18 protein-coding genes and 1 pseudogene are annotated in these 18,980 nt (G+C 66.1%); 11 read left to right on the forward strand and 8 right to left on the reverse strand.

The annotated features are described in order from the left end of the window. Positions 1–160: 160 nt before the first annotated feature. Both HMPREF3151_RS01030 and HMPREF3151_RS01035 read left to right on the forward strand, forming a co-directional pair. On the forward strand, positions 161–1,513 hold the full coding sequence (locus HMPREF3151_RS01030; protein ID WP_070472383.1) for an MFS transporter: 1,353 nt from the start codon (positions 161–163) through the stop codon (positions 1,511–1,513). Continuing rightward, on the forward strand, positions 1,506–2,699 hold the full coding sequence (locus HMPREF3151_RS01035; protein WP_141741256.1) for a copper oxidase: 1,194 nt from the start codon (positions 1,506–1,508) through the stop codon (positions 2,697–2,699). The genes HMPREF3151_RS01030 and HMPREF3151_RS01035 overlap by 8 nt, the downstream gene beginning before the upstream one ends. Here the strand turns inward: HMPREF3151_RS01035 and HMPREF3151_RS01040 are convergent. Further along, complete coding sequence (locus tag HMPREF3151_RS01040) at positions 2,680–3,063, reverse strand: cupredoxin domain-containing protein (protein ID WP_070472389.1); 384 nt, start codon at positions 3,061–3,063, stop codon at positions 2,680–2,682. The two genes, HMPREF3151_RS01035 and HMPREF3151_RS01040, sit on opposite strands and share 20 nt — an antisense overlap. Before the next feature lie 91 nt (positions 3,064–3,154). Here HMPREF3151_RS01040 and HMPREF3151_RS01045 point away from each other — a divergent pair, with 91 nt between their 5' ends. Further along, positions 3,155–3,841 (forward strand): helix-turn-helix transcriptional regulator, encoded by a 687-nt coding sequence (locus tag HMPREF3151_RS01045; protein ID WP_070472392.1) that lies wholly within the window; start codon positions 3,155–3,157, stop codon positions 3,839–3,841. Here HMPREF3151_RS01045 and HMPREF3151_RS01050 read toward each other — a convergent pair. Beyond that, positions 3,838–5,010 (reverse strand): globin domain-containing protein, encoded by a 1,173-nt coding sequence (locus tag HMPREF3151_RS01050; RefSeq protein WP_070472395.1) that lies wholly within the window; start codon positions 5,008–5,010, stop codon positions 3,838–3,840. The two genes, HMPREF3151_RS01045 and HMPREF3151_RS01050, sit on opposite strands and share 4 nt — an antisense overlap. Positions 5,011–5,067: 57 nt before the next feature. Between HMPREF3151_RS01050 and HMPREF3151_RS01055 the strand changes: the two are divergent. The 3 genes and pseudogenes from HMPREF3151_RS01055 to HMPREF3151_RS01060 all read left to right on the forward strand — a co-directional run. After that, positions 5,068–6,306, forward strand: a pseudogene (locus HMPREF3151_RS01055) (glutaminase); the annotation flags it as partial. 18 nt (positions 6,307–6,324) lie between these two features. Continuing rightward, positions 6,325–6,699, forward strand: a complete 375-nt coding sequence (locus HMPREF3151_RS12250) for an SRPBCC family protein (RefSeq protein ID WP_371441202.1) — start codon at positions 6,325–6,327, stop codon at positions 6,697–6,699. A 64-nt stretch (positions 6,700–6,763) separates the two neighbouring features. Continuing rightward, positions 6,764–7,921, forward strand: coding sequence for an alpha-amylase family protein (locus HMPREF3151_RS01060; RefSeq protein ID WP_070472401.1), 1,158 nt, complete (start codon positions 6,764–6,766; stop codon positions 7,919–7,921). On the opposite strand, the gene HMPREF3151_RS01065 is transcribed toward HMPREF3151_RS01060, so the two are convergent. Next, positions 7,900–8,448, reverse strand: a complete 549-nt coding sequence (locus tag HMPREF3151_RS01065; protein ID WP_070472403.1) for a hypothetical protein — start codon at positions 8,446–8,448, stop codon at positions 7,900–7,902. The two genes, HMPREF3151_RS01060 and HMPREF3151_RS01065, sit on opposite strands and share 22 nt — an antisense overlap. A gap of 165 nt (positions 8,449–8,613) precedes the next feature. Further along, a complete protein-coding gene (locus tag HMPREF3151_RS01070; protein ID WP_070472406.1) occupies positions 8,614–9,924 on the reverse strand; it encodes a M20/M25/M40 family metallo-hydrolase in 1,311 nt (436 codons plus the stop codon). A gap of 41 nt (positions 9,925–9,965) precedes the next feature. On the opposite strand from HMPREF3151_RS01070, the gene HMPREF3151_RS01075 reads away from it, so the two are divergent. Together HMPREF3151_RS01075 and amn are read left to right on the forward strand one after the other, a co-directional pair. Further along, positions 9,966–10,553, forward strand: coding sequence for a TetR/AcrR family transcriptional regulator (locus tag HMPREF3151_RS01075; RefSeq protein WP_070472409.1), 588 nt, complete (start codon positions 9,966–9,968; stop codon positions 10,551–10,553). A gap of 9 nt (positions 10,554–10,562) precedes the next feature. After that, positions 10,563–11,921: an AMP nucleosidase gene (gene amn, locus HMPREF3151_RS01080; protein ID WP_070472412.1), complete on the forward strand. Its 1,359-nt coding sequence runs from the start codon at positions 10,563–10,565 to the stop codon at positions 11,919–11,921. A 183-nt stretch (positions 11,922–12,104) separates the two neighbouring features. Here the strand turns inward: amn and HMPREF3151_RS01085 are convergent, their stop codons facing one another. Continuing rightward, entirely contained in the window at positions 12,105–12,812 is a 708-nt protein-coding gene (locus tag HMPREF3151_RS01085; protein WP_141741257.1) for a PDDEXK family nuclease, read from the reverse strand. Positions 12,813–13,014: 202 nt separating this feature from the next. Then, the gene (locus HMPREF3151_RS01090; protein WP_070472419.1) at positions 13,015–14,244 is read right to left on the reverse strand and encodes a dicarboxylate/amino acid:cation symporter; all 1,230 of its coding nucleotides are present in this window, start codon (positions 14,242–14,244) and stop codon (positions 13,015–13,017) included. A 136-nt stretch (positions 14,245–14,380) separates the two neighbouring features. On the opposite strand from HMPREF3151_RS01090, the gene HMPREF3151_RS01095 reads away from it, so the two are divergent. The 3 genes from HMPREF3151_RS01095 to HMPREF3151_RS01105 are packed head-to-tail and all read left to right on the forward strand — an operon-like array spanning position 14,381 to position 17,200. After that, positions 14,381–15,313 (forward strand): Sir2 family NAD-dependent protein deacetylase, encoded by a 933-nt coding sequence (locus HMPREF3151_RS01095; protein ID WP_070472423.1) that lies wholly within the window; start codon positions 14,381–14,383, stop codon positions 15,311–15,313. Beyond that, positions 15,310–16,383 (forward strand): glycosyltransferase 87 family protein, encoded by a 1,074-nt coding sequence (locus HMPREF3151_RS01100; protein WP_070472426.1) that lies wholly within the window; start codon positions 15,310–15,312, stop codon positions 16,381–16,383. The genes HMPREF3151_RS01095 and HMPREF3151_RS01100 overlap by 4 nt, the downstream gene beginning before the upstream one ends. Next, entirely contained in the window at positions 16,310–17,200 is an 891-nt protein-coding gene (locus tag HMPREF3151_RS01105; protein WP_141741258.1) for a CAP domain-containing protein, read from the forward strand. The genes HMPREF3151_RS01100 and HMPREF3151_RS01105 overlap by 74 nt, the downstream gene beginning before the upstream one ends. Here HMPREF3151_RS01105 and HMPREF3151_RS01110 read toward each other — a convergent pair. Together HMPREF3151_RS01110 and HMPREF3151_RS01115 are read right to left on the reverse strand one after the other, a co-directional pair. Continuing rightward, positions 17,132–17,920 carry a serine hydrolase gene (locus tag HMPREF3151_RS01110; protein WP_083290105.1) on the reverse strand — a complete coding sequence of 263 codons (789 nt, stop codon included), beginning with the start codon at positions 17,918–17,920 and terminating at the stop codon, positions 17,132–17,134. The two genes, HMPREF3151_RS01105 and HMPREF3151_RS01110, sit on opposite strands and share 69 nt — an antisense overlap. Further along, positions 17,921–18,976 (reverse strand): ROK family transcriptional regulator, encoded by a 1,056-nt coding sequence (locus HMPREF3151_RS01115; RefSeq protein ID WP_070472432.1) that lies wholly within the window; start codon positions 18,974–18,976, stop codon positions 17,921–17,923. Between the last annotated feature and the right edge of the window lie 4 nt (positions 18,977–18,980).

The raw sequence follows: 18,980 nt of genomic DNA on the forward strand, positions 1-18,980 counted from the left end.
GAGGCACAAATCAACATCGCAGCCATCATCGGCGGCATCGCCGCAGCCCTAGCAGCACTCGGCATCGGCGCAGCACTCCTCGCAATGCGCTAACAGCACCAACCAATACAGTGCGTCCCGCAACTGGGGCGCACTTTTTCGTGCGCGGTACCATCTGCCCATGACTAAGGCGCAGCGCTGGGGATTTTTTGCGGTGGTCTCGCTCGGACTGCTCATGATCGGCTTGGATAACTCCATCCTGTACACCGCGTTGCCGGCGCTGGAGCACTCGCTTGGCGCCTCCCCGGAGCAGGGCCTGTGGATCATCAACGCATACCCGCTGGTGCTGGCCGGTTTGCTGCTGGGCACCGGCGCGTTGGGCGACAGGGTGGGCCACCGCCTCATGTTTATCGTGGGCTTGGCCATCTTCGGGTTGGCGTCGCTGGGCGCGGCGTTCGCGCCCGGCCCGCTCGAGCTGATCTTCGCGCGCGGCATGCTCGGCATGGGTGCGGCGGTGATGATGCCGGCCACCCTCGCGCTGATCCGCCTGACGTTTCCGGACGAGCGCGAGCGCAACACCGCCATCGGCATCTGGGGCTCGGTGGCCGTGGCGGGCGGCGCGCTCGGCCCGGTGGTCGGCGGCGCGCTGATCGAGCACTTCTGGGTCGGCTCTGTCTTCCTCATCAACGTGCCCATCGTCGTCGTCGCCCTCGTGCTCACCGTCGCGCTCGCGCCGGAGAACTTGCCCAACCTGGACAAGCAGTGGGATGTGATCTCCTCGTTCTACGCCCTGATTGCGCTGTCGGGCCTGACTATGGCCATCAAGCAGGCCGCCCATAGCCCCGCCATCACTGCCGCAGCCCTGGCCGCCACCGCCGTGGGTTCCTGGCTGTTTGTGCGCCGCCAGAACCGCCTGGAGGATCCGCTGCTTACCTTCGATATCTTCCGTTCCCGCCTGTTCACCGGCGGGGTCCTCGCGGCGGCCGGCGGCATGTTCGTTCTCGCGGGCGCCGAGCTGATGACCACGCAGAAGCTGCAGCTTGTCGACGCACTCACGCCCCTCGCCGCCGGCGCCACCGTCGCCGTGATGGCGTTTGCGGCCATCCCGGCTTCCACGCTCGGCGGGGCATACCTGCACAAGATCGGCTTTCTGCCGCTCATCGCCGGCGGGTTCGTCGGTGCGGTTGTGGGGGCGGTGGTGTTGGCGGCCGGATGGACGTCGATAGGCATGGTGCTCCTGGGGCTGTCCGCGGGCTCGGTGATGAGTGTCTCCTCGATCGCCATCATCGGCTCGGCGCCGATGCACCGCTCCGGGATGGCCGCGGGTGTGGAGGAGGTGTCCTACGAGCTGGGCACCTTGATCACCGTGGCGCTGACGGGGTCGCTGCTGCAGGCGGGGCTGGACCGCGGGGCGGACTACACGGACGCCTACACCGGGGTGATCGGCGTGCTGGCGGCGGGCGCCATGTGTTTTGCTGTTGCCACCTGGTGGTGTTTCCGCGACAACCCGAAGTCTGGAGGAGTCAATGCCTGACATGAACCCCCGCGCGTGGCACCGCAAAGCATCGCGCCCGGTGAGCGTCTGGATGGCGGTGTTCATCCTCGCCGGCCTCGCGCACCCGTTCATCCCGGACGGGTCCTGGCTGCTCATCCACATTTTCACGCTGGGGATTTTGACCAACTCGATCATGTTGTGGTCCCAAAACCTCACCGAGCGTTTCTTGGGGCACAAGCTTGACGACGCCTCCCGGCCCGCCCAACTCACCCGCACCTACCTCCTCAACGCCGGCACCGTCGCCGTCCTGGTAGGCCAGCTCGCGCGGTGGTACTGGCTGACGTGGGCGGGCGCGCTCGTGATCGCGGTGGCGCTGGCGTGGCACGCGGCGGTGCTCTTTAAACAGGTGCGCTCGGCTTCTCGTAAGCATGCCGGGGTCCTAGGCTTTCTCGCTTCCGCGTGCTGCCTGCCCGTGGGCGCGCTGTTCGGCGCCGCGCTGTCCGCCGGCCTGCCGGGGCAGTGGCACAGCGCGGTGCGCCAGGCCCACATGTTCACCAACGTGGGCGGGTTCGTCGGGTTTGCGGCGATGGGCGCGCTGAGCGTGCTGTTCCCGGCGATGTGGCGCACCCGCGGGCAGGACCGCGTCGGCGTGGCGCTCGCGCTGGCCGGCACCGGTGTTGCCGTGGCGGTGGCCGGTTCGCTGCTGCGCTTGCCCGTGGTGGCGGGCGCGGGCACCGTGGTGATCCTGGCGGGCTGGGTGTGGCTCTACCAGGGGTTCTTAGCCAGCGCGCTAACTGTGCTGAAGGACCCCCGCGGGCGGGTGACCTACCCGGCGCTGTCCGCGCTGTTCGCGGTGACGTGGTTGATCGGCGGGCTGACCTGGTACGCGGTGCGGATGTTCGGCGGGGCAGGGGAGATCCCCACGCTGCCGCTGCTGCTCGGGTTCGCGGGCCAGCTGCTCATCGGCGCCATGAGCTACCTCATGCCCACCACCATGGGCGGCGGCCCGGCGGCGGTCAAGGCCGGGCTGTACGAGCTCAACCGGGCCGCCTACCTGCGCGCCGGCCTGTTCAACGCGGCGCTTTTGGCCTGGCTGGTGGTGGGCAACTCCTACGCCCGCATCGTGCTGTCCTTTATCGCGTTCGGCGTGCTGGTGGCGTTTCTGCCGCTCATGGCGCGTGCGGTGAAGGCGCAGGTGGCCGTGATCAAATCACGTCGACCTTAAACGTCATGCCCATCGTCTTGTGCCCGGCGATGGTGCACCACCCGCGGGTGTCCTTGTTGAACTCCCCGAAGTAGGTCGTGCTGGCCTCGCCGGGGGAGAGCCTGCCGGAGTTAGCCTCCCCGATCTTCAGGTCGTGCTCCTTGTCGCCGTCGTTGACCAGGTTGACCACCAGTTTGGTGCCGCGCGGGACCTCGATCCGGTCGGGGACGTAGCGCATGCGCTCGATGCGCACGTCCGCGGTGACCACGTCGTCGCCAGTAGGCAGCTCGCCCTCGCGCGACTGCGTGACCGCCGCTGTGGTGGCGACGGCCGCCACACCCGCGGCGACAACCGCCCACGCTGCAACGTCGATAGCACGTGGCATGTGGCCAACACCTCCAAAAACCAAGTTGTCCAACATCTAAGGTTGGAATATACTCCTGACGTAACAACAAAACGCCTCCAGGAGAATGCGCATGGAACGCACTCACGCGCCCCGTCCCGCCGGTGAATTGCTCAACGCGGTCGGCCACCTCAGCCTAAAGCAGCTCGAGGTGTTTCACGTGATCCAGGAAAACCCGGACGGCATCCAGGTCGCCGAGATCGGTAAGACGCTGGGCATGCACCCGAACACCGTGCGCGGCCACCTGGAGGAGCTCCTGGCCGCGGGCGTGGTCTCCCGCCGCGTCGCCTCCGGCACCGGCCGCGGCCGCCCCTCCCACATTTACACCGCTCGCGTGGCGCGCACGAACCTGGCCTCCCACTCCATGATCGCCCTGGTGGAGGTGCTGGCCAGCACCTTGGCGGACAAAGACACCGACAGCGCCAAGCGCCTCGGCCGCCAGTGGGCGGACCGGGTGAACACCCGCCGCCACGAAAACCTCCGCGTGGATTTAGACACCGCGGAGCGCCACACCTGCCAGACCCTGCGCGAGATGGGCTTCGACCCGACACCGCGCCAAGACGCTGCCAGCGCGAAGGTGCGTGAGGTGGGGCTGAACGCCTGCCCCTTCATCGCCGAGGCGGGCACCCGCCCCGCCCCGGTGGTCTGCGCGCTGCACGAGGGCTTCTTGGACCAGGGCGCCGGCGACGTGAAGGTGCAGCTCATCCCGCACGACCGCCCCGGCCAGTGCGGCGCCCGCCTGACCAAGCGCGAGGCTTAGGCGACCAACCAGTCGTTCGGGCTGAACAGCTCGTAGTACACGTTGGCGGGTGCCTTGTCGGCGGGCAACTGGGCTACAGCGTCGCGCAGCGACTGGAGGAAGCCGGTGCCGCCGCACAGGTACACGTCCGCGCCTGCGACGTCGAGCGCGGCCACGTCGATACGCTCGGCATCACCGCGGAAGTAGGTCTGCAGCGACCCATCCTTCAGCCCCTCCACCAGCTCGCGGGTTTCCTGCGCCTGCGCCCAGGATTCCTCGGAGTCGTCGGAATGCACGTAGGTCACCCGGCGCGGATCACCGTTCTGCTCCAGGTGGCGGAGAATGCCGGTCAGGGGGGTGGAGCCGATGCCGGAAGAGATCAGCACCACCGGGCGCTCGCCCGGCTGCAGCACCAGGTCGCCTGCGGCGAGCGTGACGTCCACGGTGTCGCCGACGCTGACACGCTCCTGCAAGAACGAGGAGACCTCGCCGTCTTTCTGCACCGCGATGCGGTAGCGCGACGAGCTGCCTTCGATGATGGAGTACTGGCGCAGCTGCCGTGCGCCGTCGTCAAGCTTGACGCCTATGGACGTGTACTGGCCCGGCCTCGGCTGCGTGAACTCGCCTTCCACGGTGAAGGCGGTCACCGCGCTCGAAAGCTCCTGCTTCTCCATCACCGTGCCGCGGCGGAACACGTCGCCGTCCGCCACACCGTCGGAGGCGTAGAGGTCCTTTTCGGCCTTGATCAGCACGTCCGCCATGAGCCAGTACACCGCGCTCCAGGCCTCCGCCACCTCGGGTGTGACAGCGTCTCCGAGCACCTCGGCGATCGCGGCCATCAGGTTTTCGTACACGATCTGGTACTGCGCCTCGGTCACGCCGAGGGAGACGTGCTTGTGCGCGATGCGGTTGAGCATGACCACCGGGTCGGGTGCGGAGTCGTCCACAAGATGCGACGCGAACTTCACCACCGACGCCGCCAGCGCCTTCTGCTGCGCCTGCTGCTTCTGGTTGCCGCGGTTGAACAGGTCGGAGATCAGTTCAGGGTGGGCGGCGAACATCTTGGAGTAGAACGTGTTCGCAATGGTCTGGATGTTTTCGCCCACCGGTTGGAGCGTCGCCTTGACGGTTTCGGCGTGGGCTTCGGAGAGGTGTGAGTGCTTTGAATCTGGGAGAGTGTCGTTGTACATAAAACCGATTATACCCGGTTTAAACAGTCTCGCAGGGCGGGCCTCTACACTGGCGCCATGCTCTCGTCAGTCAACGATCACCTCCAGGCCATCGTGGACAAGGTCCGCGACCAAGACAGCGGCGACCTCGCCGACTACATCGACGTGCTCAAAAACGCCGACCCGGACAAACTTGCCCTGGCCATGTGCACCACAGACGGCCACCTCTACGCCATCGGCGACGCGGACTACGAGTTTTCCATCCAGTCCATCTCCAAGCCCTTCGTCTACGCGCTCGCACTGGACATGTACGGCGCCGACGAGGTGGACAAGCACGTGGGCGTGGAGCCTTCCGGCGAGGCGTTCAACGCACTTTCGCTTGACGACGACGGCCGCCCCGCCAACCCCCTCATCAACGCCGGCGCCATCACAGTCAACCAACTCATCGGCGGCCCCGACATCCCGGTGGAGCAGCGCAGCGAGAAACTGCGCGACTACTTCTCGCGCCTGGCCGGCCGCGAGCTGTCCATCGACCAGCGCGTGCTCGACTCCGAGCTGGACAGCGCCGAGCGCAACAAGGCGTTCGCGCACATGCTTCGCGACGGCGGCATGATCACCGACGACGCCCACGACGCCGTAGCCAGTTACATCGCCCAGTGCGCAGTGCTGGTCACCGTCGGCGACCTCGCCGCCATGGCCGCCACACTGGCCAACGGCGGCACCCAACCCGTCACCGGCGAGAAAGTGCTCTCCGCCGAGGCCGCCCGCATCGCCCAGGCAGTGATGGTCTCCTCCGGCATGTACGACGCCTCCGGCCAGTGGATGGTCAACGTGGGCATCCCCGCCAAGTCCGGCGTGGCCGGCGGGCTGATTGGAACGCTGCCCGGGCAGCTCGGGATCGCGTCGCTAAGCCCGCGGCTGAACAAACAGGGCAACTCCGTGCGCGGCGTGAAGATCTTCCGCGAACTGTCCAGCTCACTGGGGCTGAACCTGCTGTCCTCCAACTTCTACCTCGCGCCGGGCATCAAGTCCGTGGAGCGACGCGAGGGCGCCGACATCGTGGAGCTGCAGGGCATGATCAACTTCACCGCCGCCGAGAAAATCCTGCGGGGACTTGCGCAACGCCGCCTCAACGGCGAGAAGCTCATCTTCGACGTCTCGGGCGTGACCGGCTTCAACAAAGCCGGCCGCGACCTGATCAAGGACGGGCTGATGAAGTACAAGGACGACGGCTTCGAGGTGGCCATCTACGACCCGGACCACACCCTGTCCGACTGGACGTTCGCCGACGGCACCACCGCCCAAGCCATCCGCGACTTCACCGCCTCTTTCTCCGTGCCCGCCACCCGCGAGGAGGTCTACCGCGCGATCACCAAACCCAACAGCTGGTGGGACCAAGAAGCCGAGGGCGACGCCAGCGTCGAGGGCGGCGAATTCCACGTCGAGGACCGCGGCTTCTCCGTCAGCGAGGCCGACGACGGCAAGCGCGTGGTCTGGAACGTCGAACCCACCGACGACAACGACCACGAGTGGGACGACACCTCGCTGATCTTCGACATCTCCGAAGACGACGAAGGCGAAACCAAGGTCAACTTCACCCACCGCGGCATCCGCCCGCACGACCGCGGCTACGACGAGATTGCCAAGACCTGGAAGGACCGCATCGCCAAGGGCCTGCAGCCTTTGATCAACCGCGAGGAAAATTCGTAGCGTAGGGCACGGAAAATTCGACCGATAGCGAACGTTTTCGCAGCTAGGAGGTAGGCTCGGGCGCATGCTGGACCGCACAATCTGGTGGCACGTCTACCCGCTGGCCGCCCTCGGCGCGCCGATCCGCGAGGAGCACGATTCGGCCCACCGCCTCCGCGCCCTCGAGCCGTGGCTGGACTACCTGGTCGAACTCGGCTGCAACGGGCTGCTCCTCGGCCCCATCTTCGCTTCCGCCACCCACGGCTACGACACCCTCGACCACTTCCGCATCGACCCCCGCCTCGGGGACGAAGAGGACTTCGCTTGGCTTATCGACGAAGCCTCTGCCCGCGGCATCCACATCATGTTGGATGGGGTCTTCAACCACGTCGCCCGCACGCACCCGTGGGTTGAGCAGGGGCTTGCCGGCGATACGGACTGGGAGGGCCACGGCGAGCTGGCCACCCTGCACCATTCGGATCCCGCTGTCCGCGACGCGGTGGTGGAGATCATGCTGCACTGGCTGCGCCGCGGCATCGCGGGCTGGCGCCTCGATGTCGCGTACGCCGTGCCCGCCGACTTCTGGGCCGACGTGCTCGCGCGCGTGCGTGCGGAGTTCCCCGACGCGATGTTTTTGGGGGAGGTCATCCACGGGGACTACGCGTCGATAGGCAAGGCTGGCTCCCTGGACGCCGTGACGCAGTACGAGCTTTGGAAGGCGACCTGGTCCTCGCTGGTGGACGTGAACTTTTGGGAGCTCGCCCACGCGCTCGAGCGGCATCCTGCTGATGTTTTGCCCAACACGTTTGTGGGCAACCACGACGTGGACCGCATCGCCTCCACAGTGGGGCCGGAGAAAGCCGTCCTGGCCGCGGCGGTGCTGATGACGGTGCCGGGCATGCCGTCGATCTACTACGGCGACGAGCAGGGCTTCACCGGCGTACGCGGCGAAAGCTGGTCCGCCGACGACGCCGTACGCCCCGCGCTGCCCGCCTCACCTGCGGAACTGTCGCCTTTAGGGGGCTGGCTATTCACCGAGCACCAGCGGCTGATCGGGGTGCGCCGCCGCAACGCGTGGCTCACCCGCGCGACGGTTCAGGTGCTGGACAAGACCAACGAGACCATTTCGTTTCTGTGCCGCGACGGCGAGCACTCCCTGCAGACTGACCTCTGGCTCACGCCCACCCCCGGCGTGCGCATCCACGCCGGCGACGACGAGCTCTACACCTGGATGTTGAAGTAAGCCAGGATCTGCGCCAGCGCCTGCTGGATCATCTTGATGATGTCCGGCAGCTGCAACGTGGTGATATTCGCCACCGGCACATCGAAGCTGGGGGCGCCGGCCGGCGCGAGGTTGATCCGCTCCGGGAACTGCGGGCGGACGTTCAAGTTCTGGGGGTTCTGGTTGTTCTGCTTCGGCTGCTGGTTCTGTGCTGGCTGGTTCTGCTTCGGCTGCTGCTGGTTGTTCTGCGCAGGCTTCGCGCCGCCTTGGGTGCCCTTCAGGCCGCAGCGGTTCGCGGCTTCGTCGACACGCGACAGCGCGTCGAGAATCTGCGGGCCGCGGCGGTCGAACGCGGCGATCGCGCGGGCCTGGCGGACTTTCTGCTGGTAGTCGGCGTCATTGGTCCAGTAGCGGGAGGCCTGGTCGCAGGAGATCGGGCCGGACGGCAGCTTGGCCAGGGCGTCGTCGATGGCGTCGGCTCCGGCGGTCGGCGCGAGCGCGACGGTGCCGGCGAGGGTGGCGGTCAGGGCAAGGGTGCGGATCTTCATGCAGGCAAGTATGTCACGGATGGGGCAAATGTGGCAGGAGTGATTTGCCTGCGCGCCCCAAAAATGCAGATCCAGCTAGTAGCACCTCGATAATCGCCTCTCGGGAGCCGGATAGCTGGGTCCTACTAGCTGGATTTGCGGAAATGGGGAGGGAGGGAAACAGCCCTACGCCCCGACGAAGCGGCGGATCAGGGAGCGGTACGCCCGCACGGTCAAGTCCACGTCCTCCACGGCGACGGATTCGTCGTGGCTGTGCAGCTGGCCCAGCACGGACCCGAGCGTCTCCTCGCGCGCGTGCAGGGCAAACCCGTAGCCGACGCCTCCTTTGCGGCGGGCAAAGCGCAGGTCCGATCCGCCGGCCGCGATGGTGGGCACGACTGGGACACCGGGGAAGAATTCGTCGAACGTCTGGCAGATGGCATCAAAAAGCGGGCCGGAGGTGGGGGAAACTGTGCCGTCCTCGGTGATGAGGTGGTTGATTTCCACCTCGTCGGCAAGATCCCCCAGTGCTGAGCGCAACAACGAGTCGATCTCCTCCTGCGTCTGGCCGGGCAGGGGGCGGATGTCCAGCTCCAGCCACGCCTCGGACGGCAGGACGTTGATGCCGTTGCCGGCGCGCAGCACGGTCGGGGAGATGGTCAGGTGGCTCATGGCGTGGGAGTAGCTCTCCAGCTGGCCGAACGCCTCGTAGCCCTCGCCGCGCAGCAGCGCCTCTTCGGTCGCGGGGTCGAACTTCCAGGCGCGCACGTAGCCTTCCCAGATCTCGTCCGCGCGCACCTCGGGCTCAATGGCGGCCACGCGCCGGGCCACCTCCGCGATCTTCGCCACGGCCAGGTCTCGGCCAAAAGGTGCGGAGCCGTGCCCGGCGTCGCCGTGGACGGTCAGGCGCCGCTGGCCTGCGCCCTTCTCGCCGACGACGACCGCCAGCGCGTCGGAGCCATCAACGGCGGGGATGTGGGAGCCGCCCTCCTCGGACAGACAGTTCTTCCAGGAGAACTTCCCGTGCTCGGCCAGCCACTTCGCGCCGAGCCCGCCGCGGGCTTCCTCGTCGGCGCAGCCCACGAACGTCAGGGTGCCGCGCGGCCTGTCCCCGCGGGCCACGTCGCGCACGCACGCCGCCATCGCCGCGGTGATGTAGAGCATGTCGGTGGCGCCGCGGCCGAACACGCGCCCGTCGATAATCTCGCCCCCGAACGGGTCTGTGGTCCACTTGTCTTCGTCCACCGGCACCACGTCGGTGTGGCCGAGGAGTGTCAGCGGCTCGGCAGAAGGGTCGGTGCCCTCCACGGTGAAGCTGATGGACACGCGTCCGGGGTGAGGCTCGTAACGCTCGACCGACACGTCGGTACCTGTGAAGAAGTCTTCCAACGTGTCGGCGTTCTTGACCTCGTGTCCAGAATCTGCCGAAAAATAGTTGACGCATCCATTCTGGATGAGCTTCTGCAATAATGCGATGGTGTCATCAGTTAGGCTCATGTCACAAAAGCCTAACGTCCAAAGTCTTTGGAGAGTCCAGGATGAACCACGACCTGCCCGGCCGCCGGTCTGACAGCACCGACCCGCGCGCCCTACGTACCCGCAAGGCACTTGTCGACGCAGTGCTCCGTCTCCTCAACGACCATGAGGTGTCCGACCTCAATGTGTCCCAAATCGTGAAAGAGGCTGGGGTGAGCCGCCAGGTGTTCTACCAGCACTTCGCGGACCGCGACGCGCTCATCCTCGCCGCCGCCGCGGACTGGGTGATGGACGCCTACGAGCACTTCGCGGATCGATTCAGCATCGACAAAAACTTCGAGGCGTCAGTTGTCGAACTGGCCAGCGTCGTCGACGGAAAGAACGAAGCCGCCGTGCGCCTGATCGATTCCCCGGTACACACCGTGCTGGACAACGAGGTGCAGCGCGTCATGCAGGACACTATGCGCGAGCAGCTGCTGCCGCGCGCGAAGCAGTGGGGGGATGCTGACGCCGAGCTTGTCGCCGACATGTCCCGCGTCTACGTCGCCGGCATCCAGCGCCTCATTGAGCAGTGCGTCCGCGAAGGCTGCACCGCGGAGGAGATCGGCCGCCGCGCCGAAGCCGTGCGCCGTGTGCTCATTCGTGAGTAGCCTGGCTGCATGTGTGAGGTACCGGAGGTCGTCGCAAAGCTAAAAGCCCTCTACGAAAAGTCGTGCGAAATCGCGCGCTCGGGGGAGTTCGACCGCTACGGGGAGGTGCGGTACCCCAAACTCACGGTGGAGGTGGAGCGGTGGCGGCCAATCGACCGCTCTGAGCCTTTCGGCTACGTCGACGAGGCCGGCACCTACTCCGCCGTCATCTCGCGCCCTGACCTCATGGAGCCGTACCTGACGGCCCAGCTCGAGGCGCTGACCTCTAACTATCCATGTTCCGTGGATGTCGGGTACTCGGATGTGGCGATCCCGCCCGCTTATATCAAGGGCATGCCGCCTATCGACGAAACCGCGAACCTGCCACGCCCCACCCTGGATGAGGTGCACGACGCGATTGTCGACGGCCACTGGGACGCCTTCAACGGCGCCGAGAAACCGTTGTTTCACTTCGGGCCGCAACGCTTCGACCTGGCGCTGGCACGGCTGGAGCACTACACCGGCATCGAAGCCGACTCGCTGCAGCGCTTCATCCTGTTCACGAACTACGCCATGCACGTGACCGAGTTTGTGAAGTTCGGTCTGCGCGAGCTGTCGGACCCGTCCTCCAGGTACACCCGCCTGGTGCTGCCCAGCGGGGAGACGGTGTCCGACACTGTGGCGCTGGAGGACCTGGAGCTGGGCTCGAAGTTCCAGATGCCGCGCTACGACCTGGTCACCGAGGACGGCGACGGCATCACCATGATCAACATCGGCGTCGGGCCGTCCAACGCCAAGACCATCACCGACTCGCTGGCGGTGCTGCGGCCTGAGGCGTGGATCATGATCGGCCACTGCGCCGGCCTGGACGCCCGCATGCGCATCGGCGACCTGATTTTGGGCAACGCGTACGAGCGCCACGACCACGTTTTGGATGACTATCTGCGCCGCGAACTGCCCATCCCCGCCGTGCCGGAGATCCAGCGCACGCTGGAAAAGGCGGTGTCCAAGGTCTACGGCTCGGATGCGTCGCTGATGCGCACCGGCACCGTGCTGTCCACCGGCGACAGGAACTGGGAGTGGAAGGACCCGCGCGATCTGTGGGAGTGGCTGCGCGGCTCCACCGCGGCGGCCGTGGACATGGAGTCCTGCACCATCGCCGCGAACGGCTACCGCTACCGCGTGCCCTACGGTACCCTGCTGGCGGTGTCCGACTTGCCGCTGCACGCCGTGCCGAAACTGCCCGCCGGGGCCCAGGCGTTCTACTCCAACTCGAAGGAAGCCCACGTCATGTGCGCCGTGAGGGCCGTGGAGAAGCTCGCGCGGCACCCGGAGAGGCTGCGCACCCGTAAGCTGCGCCGCGCGATCGGCGAGGTGCCGTTTAGGTAGTCGGCGATAGGTTCGTCGCGAGTGTGCTGACCTGCGGGTTTCCGGGTCGATACCTCGAAGTCGATAGGCCTATGTCGATAGTTGCAGGTCAGCGACTTCTGGTACACGTGACTGTGAAAGTGTATCCAACGCTGTGACCAGGAACTATCGACATAGAGGTATCGACATGGGCATATCGACCCGTCAGTACCCCTTTGCCAGCCATTTCCGCACGGTGGCAATAAACTTGTCCGGGCGCTCTTCGAGGTAGCGGGGTGAGAAGCGGAGTACCTTGAACCGGTCGTTTTCGATCTCGTTTTGGCGCTGTTTCTCCTTCATGAGCTGCTCGTCGGTCTTGCCGTACGTTTCACCGTCGTATTTGATCCAGCCGTCGATCTCGATGACCAGCCATCCGTTGACAAGCAGGTCCACCCGGTACTTCCTGCCCAGCACCCACACATTGACCTGCACGTCGGTGATGCCGGCGGCGAGTAGCAGCCCGCGCGCGTACGACTCCGGCGCGGAATCCGGACGAGTCGACACGTGCTGCGCGGCGAAGCGGGCAGCAACCTTTCCGGGGAAGGTCGGCTGGATTTCCACCAGGGTTCGCACCCGTTCCGGTGCGCACCCGCCGTGTTTGGCCAGCCAGTCAGCGATGACTAGAGCGTGGGCGAAGCCGTCGAAACGCGCGACGTCGAAGAATGTGCGCAGCGGGGAAGTCGTGGACATCGCCGTCCCCCGCACCAGGTCGCGCTCCGCGAGCCGCCCCTTGACGTACTGCACACCTTCCGGCCACTGCGAGCGCGGCGGGACGTGCCGGGCGACTAGCGCGACCCGGTCAAGCGGCGTATTGGCCACCCACATGTCGTTCAAGTACGCCGACGCGCGTCCGGTGATCACTGCCTGTCGCACGGACAACCCCACGCAGTAGGCCCGTGCCCAGTGCTGTTGGTTTCGTTGTAGCTCTGTGTATGTGGTGCGGCTCAGGGCGTGGGTCGTCGATAGGCGAATGAGCTCCTTGTCTAGGAGCGCTAAGCGTTGCGAAGAGTCCGCCCCCCGAACGTCAACTAACTGGCTGCGAATATCCGTTTTCCAATCCCCCATGGGGGAAATGCTACCAGCGGGACTCGTCGAGGATCTTCTCGCGCTTGGCCACCACCGTTGCCACCACGGACTGGCCGGTGACGTTGACGGCGGTGCGGCCCATGTCCACGATCGGGTCCACCGCGAGCAGCAGGCCCACGCCGGCGAGCGGCAGGCCCAGGGTGGACAGGGTCAGGGTGAGCATGACGGTTGCGCCGGTGGTGCCGGCGGTGGCCGCAGAGCCCAGCACGGACACGATGACGATGAGCACGTAGTCCGAGATAGTCAGGTCAATGCCGTAGAACTGCGCCACGAACAGGGCGGCGATGGCGGGGTAGATGGAGGCGCAGCCGTCCATCTTGGTAGTGGCGCCGAGCGGGATGGCAAAGGACGCGTACTCGCTGGGCACGCCCATGGATTCCTCGGTGGTGCGCTGGGTCACCGGCATCACGCCCATGGACGAGCGGGTGGCGAAACCCAGCGTGGTCACGGGCCACACGCGGCGGAAGAACTCCAGCACCGGGATGCGGTGCGCAGCAAGGATGATGGGGTAGAGCGCGAAGATCACCAAGGCCAGGCCGATGTAGATGGCCAGCACGAACTTGCCCAGCGAGCCCAGTGCGTCCCAGCCGTACGACGCCACAGCGTTGCCGATCAGCGCGGCGGTACCGATCGGGGCGAGGCGGATGATCCACCACAGCACCTCTTGGACCACCTTGAGCAGCGAGCCGGAGAACTCGATGAACGGCTCGGCGGGCTTGCCTACGCGCACTGCGGCGATGCCGAGCAGCAGCGAGACCACCAGGATCTGCAGTACGTTGAACTTCACGGACTCGCCGGAGACACCCAGGCCGAGGATGTTGGCGGGCACCACGGAGTCCAAGAAGCCCATCCAGGAGCCTGTCGACGTCGGCTCCGCCGCAGTCGCCGCATCCACCGAGGTGTTCGCGCCGGGCTTGATCACCAGGCCGACTGCAATGCCGATAAGTACAGAGAAGAACGCGGTGATGGCGAACCACACCAGGGTCTGCACGGCCAGGCGTGCGGCGTTGGTGACCTGGCGCAGGTTGGCGATGGAGGTGACCACCGCGGTGAACACCAGCGGCGGGATCAGCAGTTTGAGCAGCTGGACGTAGGTGGATCCGACCCAGTCCAGGGTGTCGGCCAGTGGCTCGACGTCCACGGCGATGAAGCCGAGGACGAGGCCGATGATCAGGCCGTAGATGACTTGTGCGCCGAAGCTAGTTGCCCATTTAGGCACGAGCGGCTCCTTCTAGACAGAACTGTTCACTTATGTGATAAAGACGTGGATAACCTACTCCTCCGGCCCGAAAAAGCAAACCGGAAAAACAGACAACACGGTCTGTTTTAGGCTCAGAGGATACACTTCCCAGACGATGGAACCCCACTTCGACGACCCAGCAATCGCCATGGCGCACCGCTCCGCCGTGCGCTCCATCGAGCGGGTCGTCGCCGAAACCGCCGCGCCCACCCCCGACGCAAAAGCCAGGATCCTCGAGCAACTCAAAAACCCGAAAACGCTCATCATCACCGGCGCGGGCATCTCCACAGACTCAGGCATCCCGGATTACCGCAGCAAAAACGGCCGCCTGACCAAGGGCCGCCCGATGACGTTCCAGGAGTTCGCGCACTCGCCGAGACAGGTGCACCGCTACTGGGCCCGCGCGTTCGTGGGCATGCACTACATGCGCCAGGCACAGCCCAACCGCGCGCATTTCGCCCTCGTCGAGTTGGAGAGGGCGGGCCTGATCCGCGGCATCGTCACGCAAAACGTCGACGGGCTGCACACCCAGGCCGGCTCCGAAAACGTCATTGCGCTGCACGGGGACATGGAGCACGTGGTGTGCCTCGACTGCACAACTTTGCATGAGCGTTCGCTTATCGACGCCCTCCTCACCGCCGCCAACCCCACCTACTTCGACTCCGTGGAAGTCGAGGGCTCCATGCTGAACCCGGACGGCGACGTGGAACTGAGAGCCGAAGACGTCGAGCGTTTCCGCATGATCGCCTGCCCCACGTGCCAGAGCCACCGGCTCAAACCGCACGTGGTGTACTTCGGCGAGGGGGTGCCGAAAAAACGCAGACAGGCTGCAGATGCTTGGCTGAAGGAATCGGAGAGCGTGATCGCGATTGGCACCTCGCTGGCGGTGATGAGCGGCTACAAGTTCATCCTGGACGCACGCAAGCAGGGCAAACCCACCGCCGTGATCAACGGCGGGCCGGGCCGCGCCGACGCCAAAGTGGCCACTCTCTGGCGCGCACAAGTCGCCGACGCGCTCGACGAGATCTTGGACGGGCTCGACCTGTGATCGGCCTTATCCTCCTGCTGGCGTTTGCACTCTGGCGCTACATCGACTCGGGCTTGCCCAACGCGTTCACCACCGAGTTCCCCAGCGACCTCAAGGTGTACCTCTTGGGCGGCGAGAAGGTCGCCACACACCTGCCACTCTACGACGCCGACCTGCTTCCCGGCCTGCCGTTTACCTACCCGCCGTTCGCGGGCGTGGTGTTTTCCTGGCTGACGGAGAGCGCCACTCTGGGGGTGGTGTGGAAACTGCTCTCCGTGCTGGTGGTGCTGCTCGTGGTCCGCGCGTCCACAAGCAAACATGCCCTCTTGCTCACCGCCGTGTTCGTGCTGTGGCTCTCGCCGGTGCAGGGCACCCTGTTTTTCGGCCAGATCAACCTGCTGCTCATGGGCCTGGTGTGCCTGGATTTCCTGCCGCGGGTGAGGCTTCCCGGCATCGGTATCGGGCTCGCCGCGGGGCTCAAGCTCACGCCGGCGTTCTTTGTGCTCCTGCTCATCCAGCAGCGCCGCTGGGGCGCGGTGTTCATCGCCGCGTTGACGTTCCTGTGCACCGTCGCCACAGGCTTTTCCGAGGTCCTAGATGCGAAAACCTTCTGGACCGACGCCATCTTCACCACCACCCGCATCGGCACCGACGACAACCCGGGCGCGCAGTCCATCCGCCAGGTCCTCGCCCGCGCCGGCCACGACGAGCTGTGGCTCTGGCTCATCCTCTGCGCCCTGGTCACCGCCCTTGCGCTTGCTGCTTCTCGACGAGCTCCCGCCCCCCTCGCCGCCTCCTTCATCGGCATGGCGTCCTGCCTGGTCAGCCCGTTTTCCTGGTACCACCACTGGGTGTGGATCCTGCCGATGCTGGCCTACGTCTACAACCGCTGGGGAGCGATCGTGCTCGCGCTGTTCATGGTGCCGTTCGCGTCGGTGAACCTGTTCCACGTCCCGGAGCTTTTATTCACCTTGGTCCCAGTCGGCTTTATGCTCTGGTACACGCTACGCTCAGGGTATGCGCACCCGTTTATTCGCCGCCGCGACCGCGGCCGCCACAACACTGACTCTCGCTCCGTTCGCCGCCGCTGACCCGGCACCAGTGACTGGGGTGGAGCTGAACCAGCCCGCCGACCAGGTCATCGCCGTGGAGGCGAAGTTCAACCTCACCTCCGACGAAGACACCGCGATGCGGGAGCTGCGCAAGCTACGCGGGGACATGTGGGACCGCAACGTGCCTTTCGACGGCACCACCCTGCGCCAGGCAGCCGCCAAGCACGGCCTGACCACCCGTGACGCGTACGTGGGCGCCGCCAAGTACGACGCCGGTCTGTCCCGCATCGCGCTGCAACGCGGTGCCGAGGCTGCGAAGTTCTTCCGCCACCAGCGCCCGTACAACTCCACCTGCACGAACAACTGCGGCGACATCAACACCGCCACCTACAAGGGCAAGGCGGCGCCGGGGGAGAACCTGCACTCCGTCGCCAGCATGGGCAAGGCGATGCAGGACTGGGGCTACGGCGAAGTCAACGACCTCGTCCGGGCGAACGGCCACTTCAACAACGGCAGCGGTCACCTGCACAACCTGTTGGACCCGCGGATGAGGCACTACGGCTTCGCCAGCGTGGTCACCGCAGAGGGCGAGGCCAGCGTGACCTCCACCTGTGGCGTCGGCGCCGGCAACGAGCGCATTGCGGGCGAGCAGAGCACCGTCCTGCACCGCCCGGCCAACGGCAGAGAAAAGCCCAGCACCACCCCGAAAAAGCTTGTGTTTGGTGGTGCCGCCTCGTCCTCCTCGCCCAAGGAGATCCTCGGCATCATCGCCACCGTGCTGACGGTGCTATCTGTCCTGCAGACCCTGTACAAGTTCGTCGAGCCGCAGCTCAAGCAGCTCCGCGACCTTGTCTAAGGCGTCCATAGTGTCGTCGTAGCTGCCGTCCTCGCTGCGCGCGCCGATGGCCACCCCGTAGCCGTCGAACCAGCCGAACTGGCGGGTGTGCCAGGACCCGTCGGTTTCGTCGTCGGACCATCCGCCCTTAAACGGCACGGTCTCCAGCGTGCCCAGCCCGTAGGACTGGTCTTCGGCGATGTGGTGCATCTCCATGATCACCGGGTCGTCCTCGTCCTGCTGGCTGAGGTAGAACGCGTAGCGCGCCTGGCCGGGGAAGGACCAGCTGGTGGTGCCGAAGGCCCCTTCCACCTGCACCTTGGAGCCGGACTTGGCAATCTCGTCGCGGACCATTTCTCCGGCCTTTTCGTCGCTGCCCATGCAGTCCCACAGGGCGCGGGCGGAGTCGTTGTCGGACCACTCGATGGAGGCCTGGGTCAGCTCTTCGACGTAGTCTGCGCCGTAGTCGCAGTGCTCCACTGCGGCGCGCGCGATGGGGATCTTGATGGTGGACCAGGCCGGCAGCGCGTAGAGGGATCCTGTTTGCGTCATCTCGGAGCCGTCGAAAAGCGCGATGCCCACCTCAGTGTCAGTGTCCTTCTCGATGGCGGCCACCGCCTCGTCGAGTCCCTCGAAGGGGTCGGGCGCGGGCTGGGTGGTCACCGCGGTGTGCAACGGCTCAGCCTCCTGGGCGGAGCAACCCGCCAGGAGCAGCGCCAACAACCATGCGGCGCGCTTCATCTATTTCCCCGCGACTTTCAGTGGCTCGCGCAGCACGTGGTCCAGCGCCACGGCGCGGGCGATGTCGCGCACGACTTCGCGGTGGGTGGGGATCAGGCGCAGCTCAGGGGTGCAGTTCGCCTCGGAGCGCACGGTGCGGGCGAAGGGGGCGGAGGCCAGCGGGTCGTCGATGAACGCGCTGCCCGCAACCACCACCGTGGCCGGGCAATGGGTTGAGCACAGCCCCGCCACCAGCGAACCCAAGCCGCGGGCGCGGCGGTCCAGAGCGTAGCGGGTGTCCTCGCGCGAGTCGGTCACCGCGTCCTTGAGCGTGCGGATATTCTCCACGCCGATGCTGTCGATCAGGCCTCGGGTGGTCAGCTCGCCCTGCTCCACCTCGATCGGCTCCACGCCATCCGGGGGGGAGATGGCGCAGGCAATCGAGTCGTCCGCGAAGAGTGCCATCACCGACGGGATGTTCAGCGAGGCGGTGGACTGCATCTCCGAGCCCACGATCGCGCTCGAGATGGAGGAGACCTCCACCGGCACCGAGAACTGCTCGCGCAGCTGGTCGCCGATGTTCACGCCGTCCCAGCCCAGGTTCGGCGCGAAGACCTTGCCGCGTTCGCGCACCGTGCCGGAGGTGGTCACGCCGACGGTGCGGATGGGGCGCTCCAGCTTGGTGGTCATCTGGTTCAGCTCCGCCATCATGGACTGGATGAAGTCGTCCTCGCTGACGTTTTTCACCGTGATGTCCATGTCGCGGCACAGCAGCGTGCGGCCCTTCAGGTCGAACAGGGCCACGTAGGTGGATTCGGTGCCCACCGCCACGCCCGCGTGCACGCCGGGGGTGTCCGCCAGCTCCAGCGGGATGGTGGGCCTGCCGCGCCCCTTGGACTGGGTGAGGTCGTTGCGCTCTGTGACGTAACCGGCGTCCACCAGCGCTGAGATCGCGCGTGTGACGGTTGGCTGGGACAGCCCGGTCGCTTTGACAAGATCGCTTCTCGACGTCGTCTCGTGCAGCCGTATAAGGTGCAGGCACTTGGCTGCAGGTGTTCGCGGGCGGGAGAAGGTCATATGA

Origin of the sequence: Corynebacterium sp. HMSC05H05, from assembly GCF_001807265.1 — a bacterium.
Taxonomy (GTDB): domain Bacteria; phylum Actinomycetota; class Actinomycetes; order Mycobacteriales; family Mycobacteriaceae; genus Corynebacterium.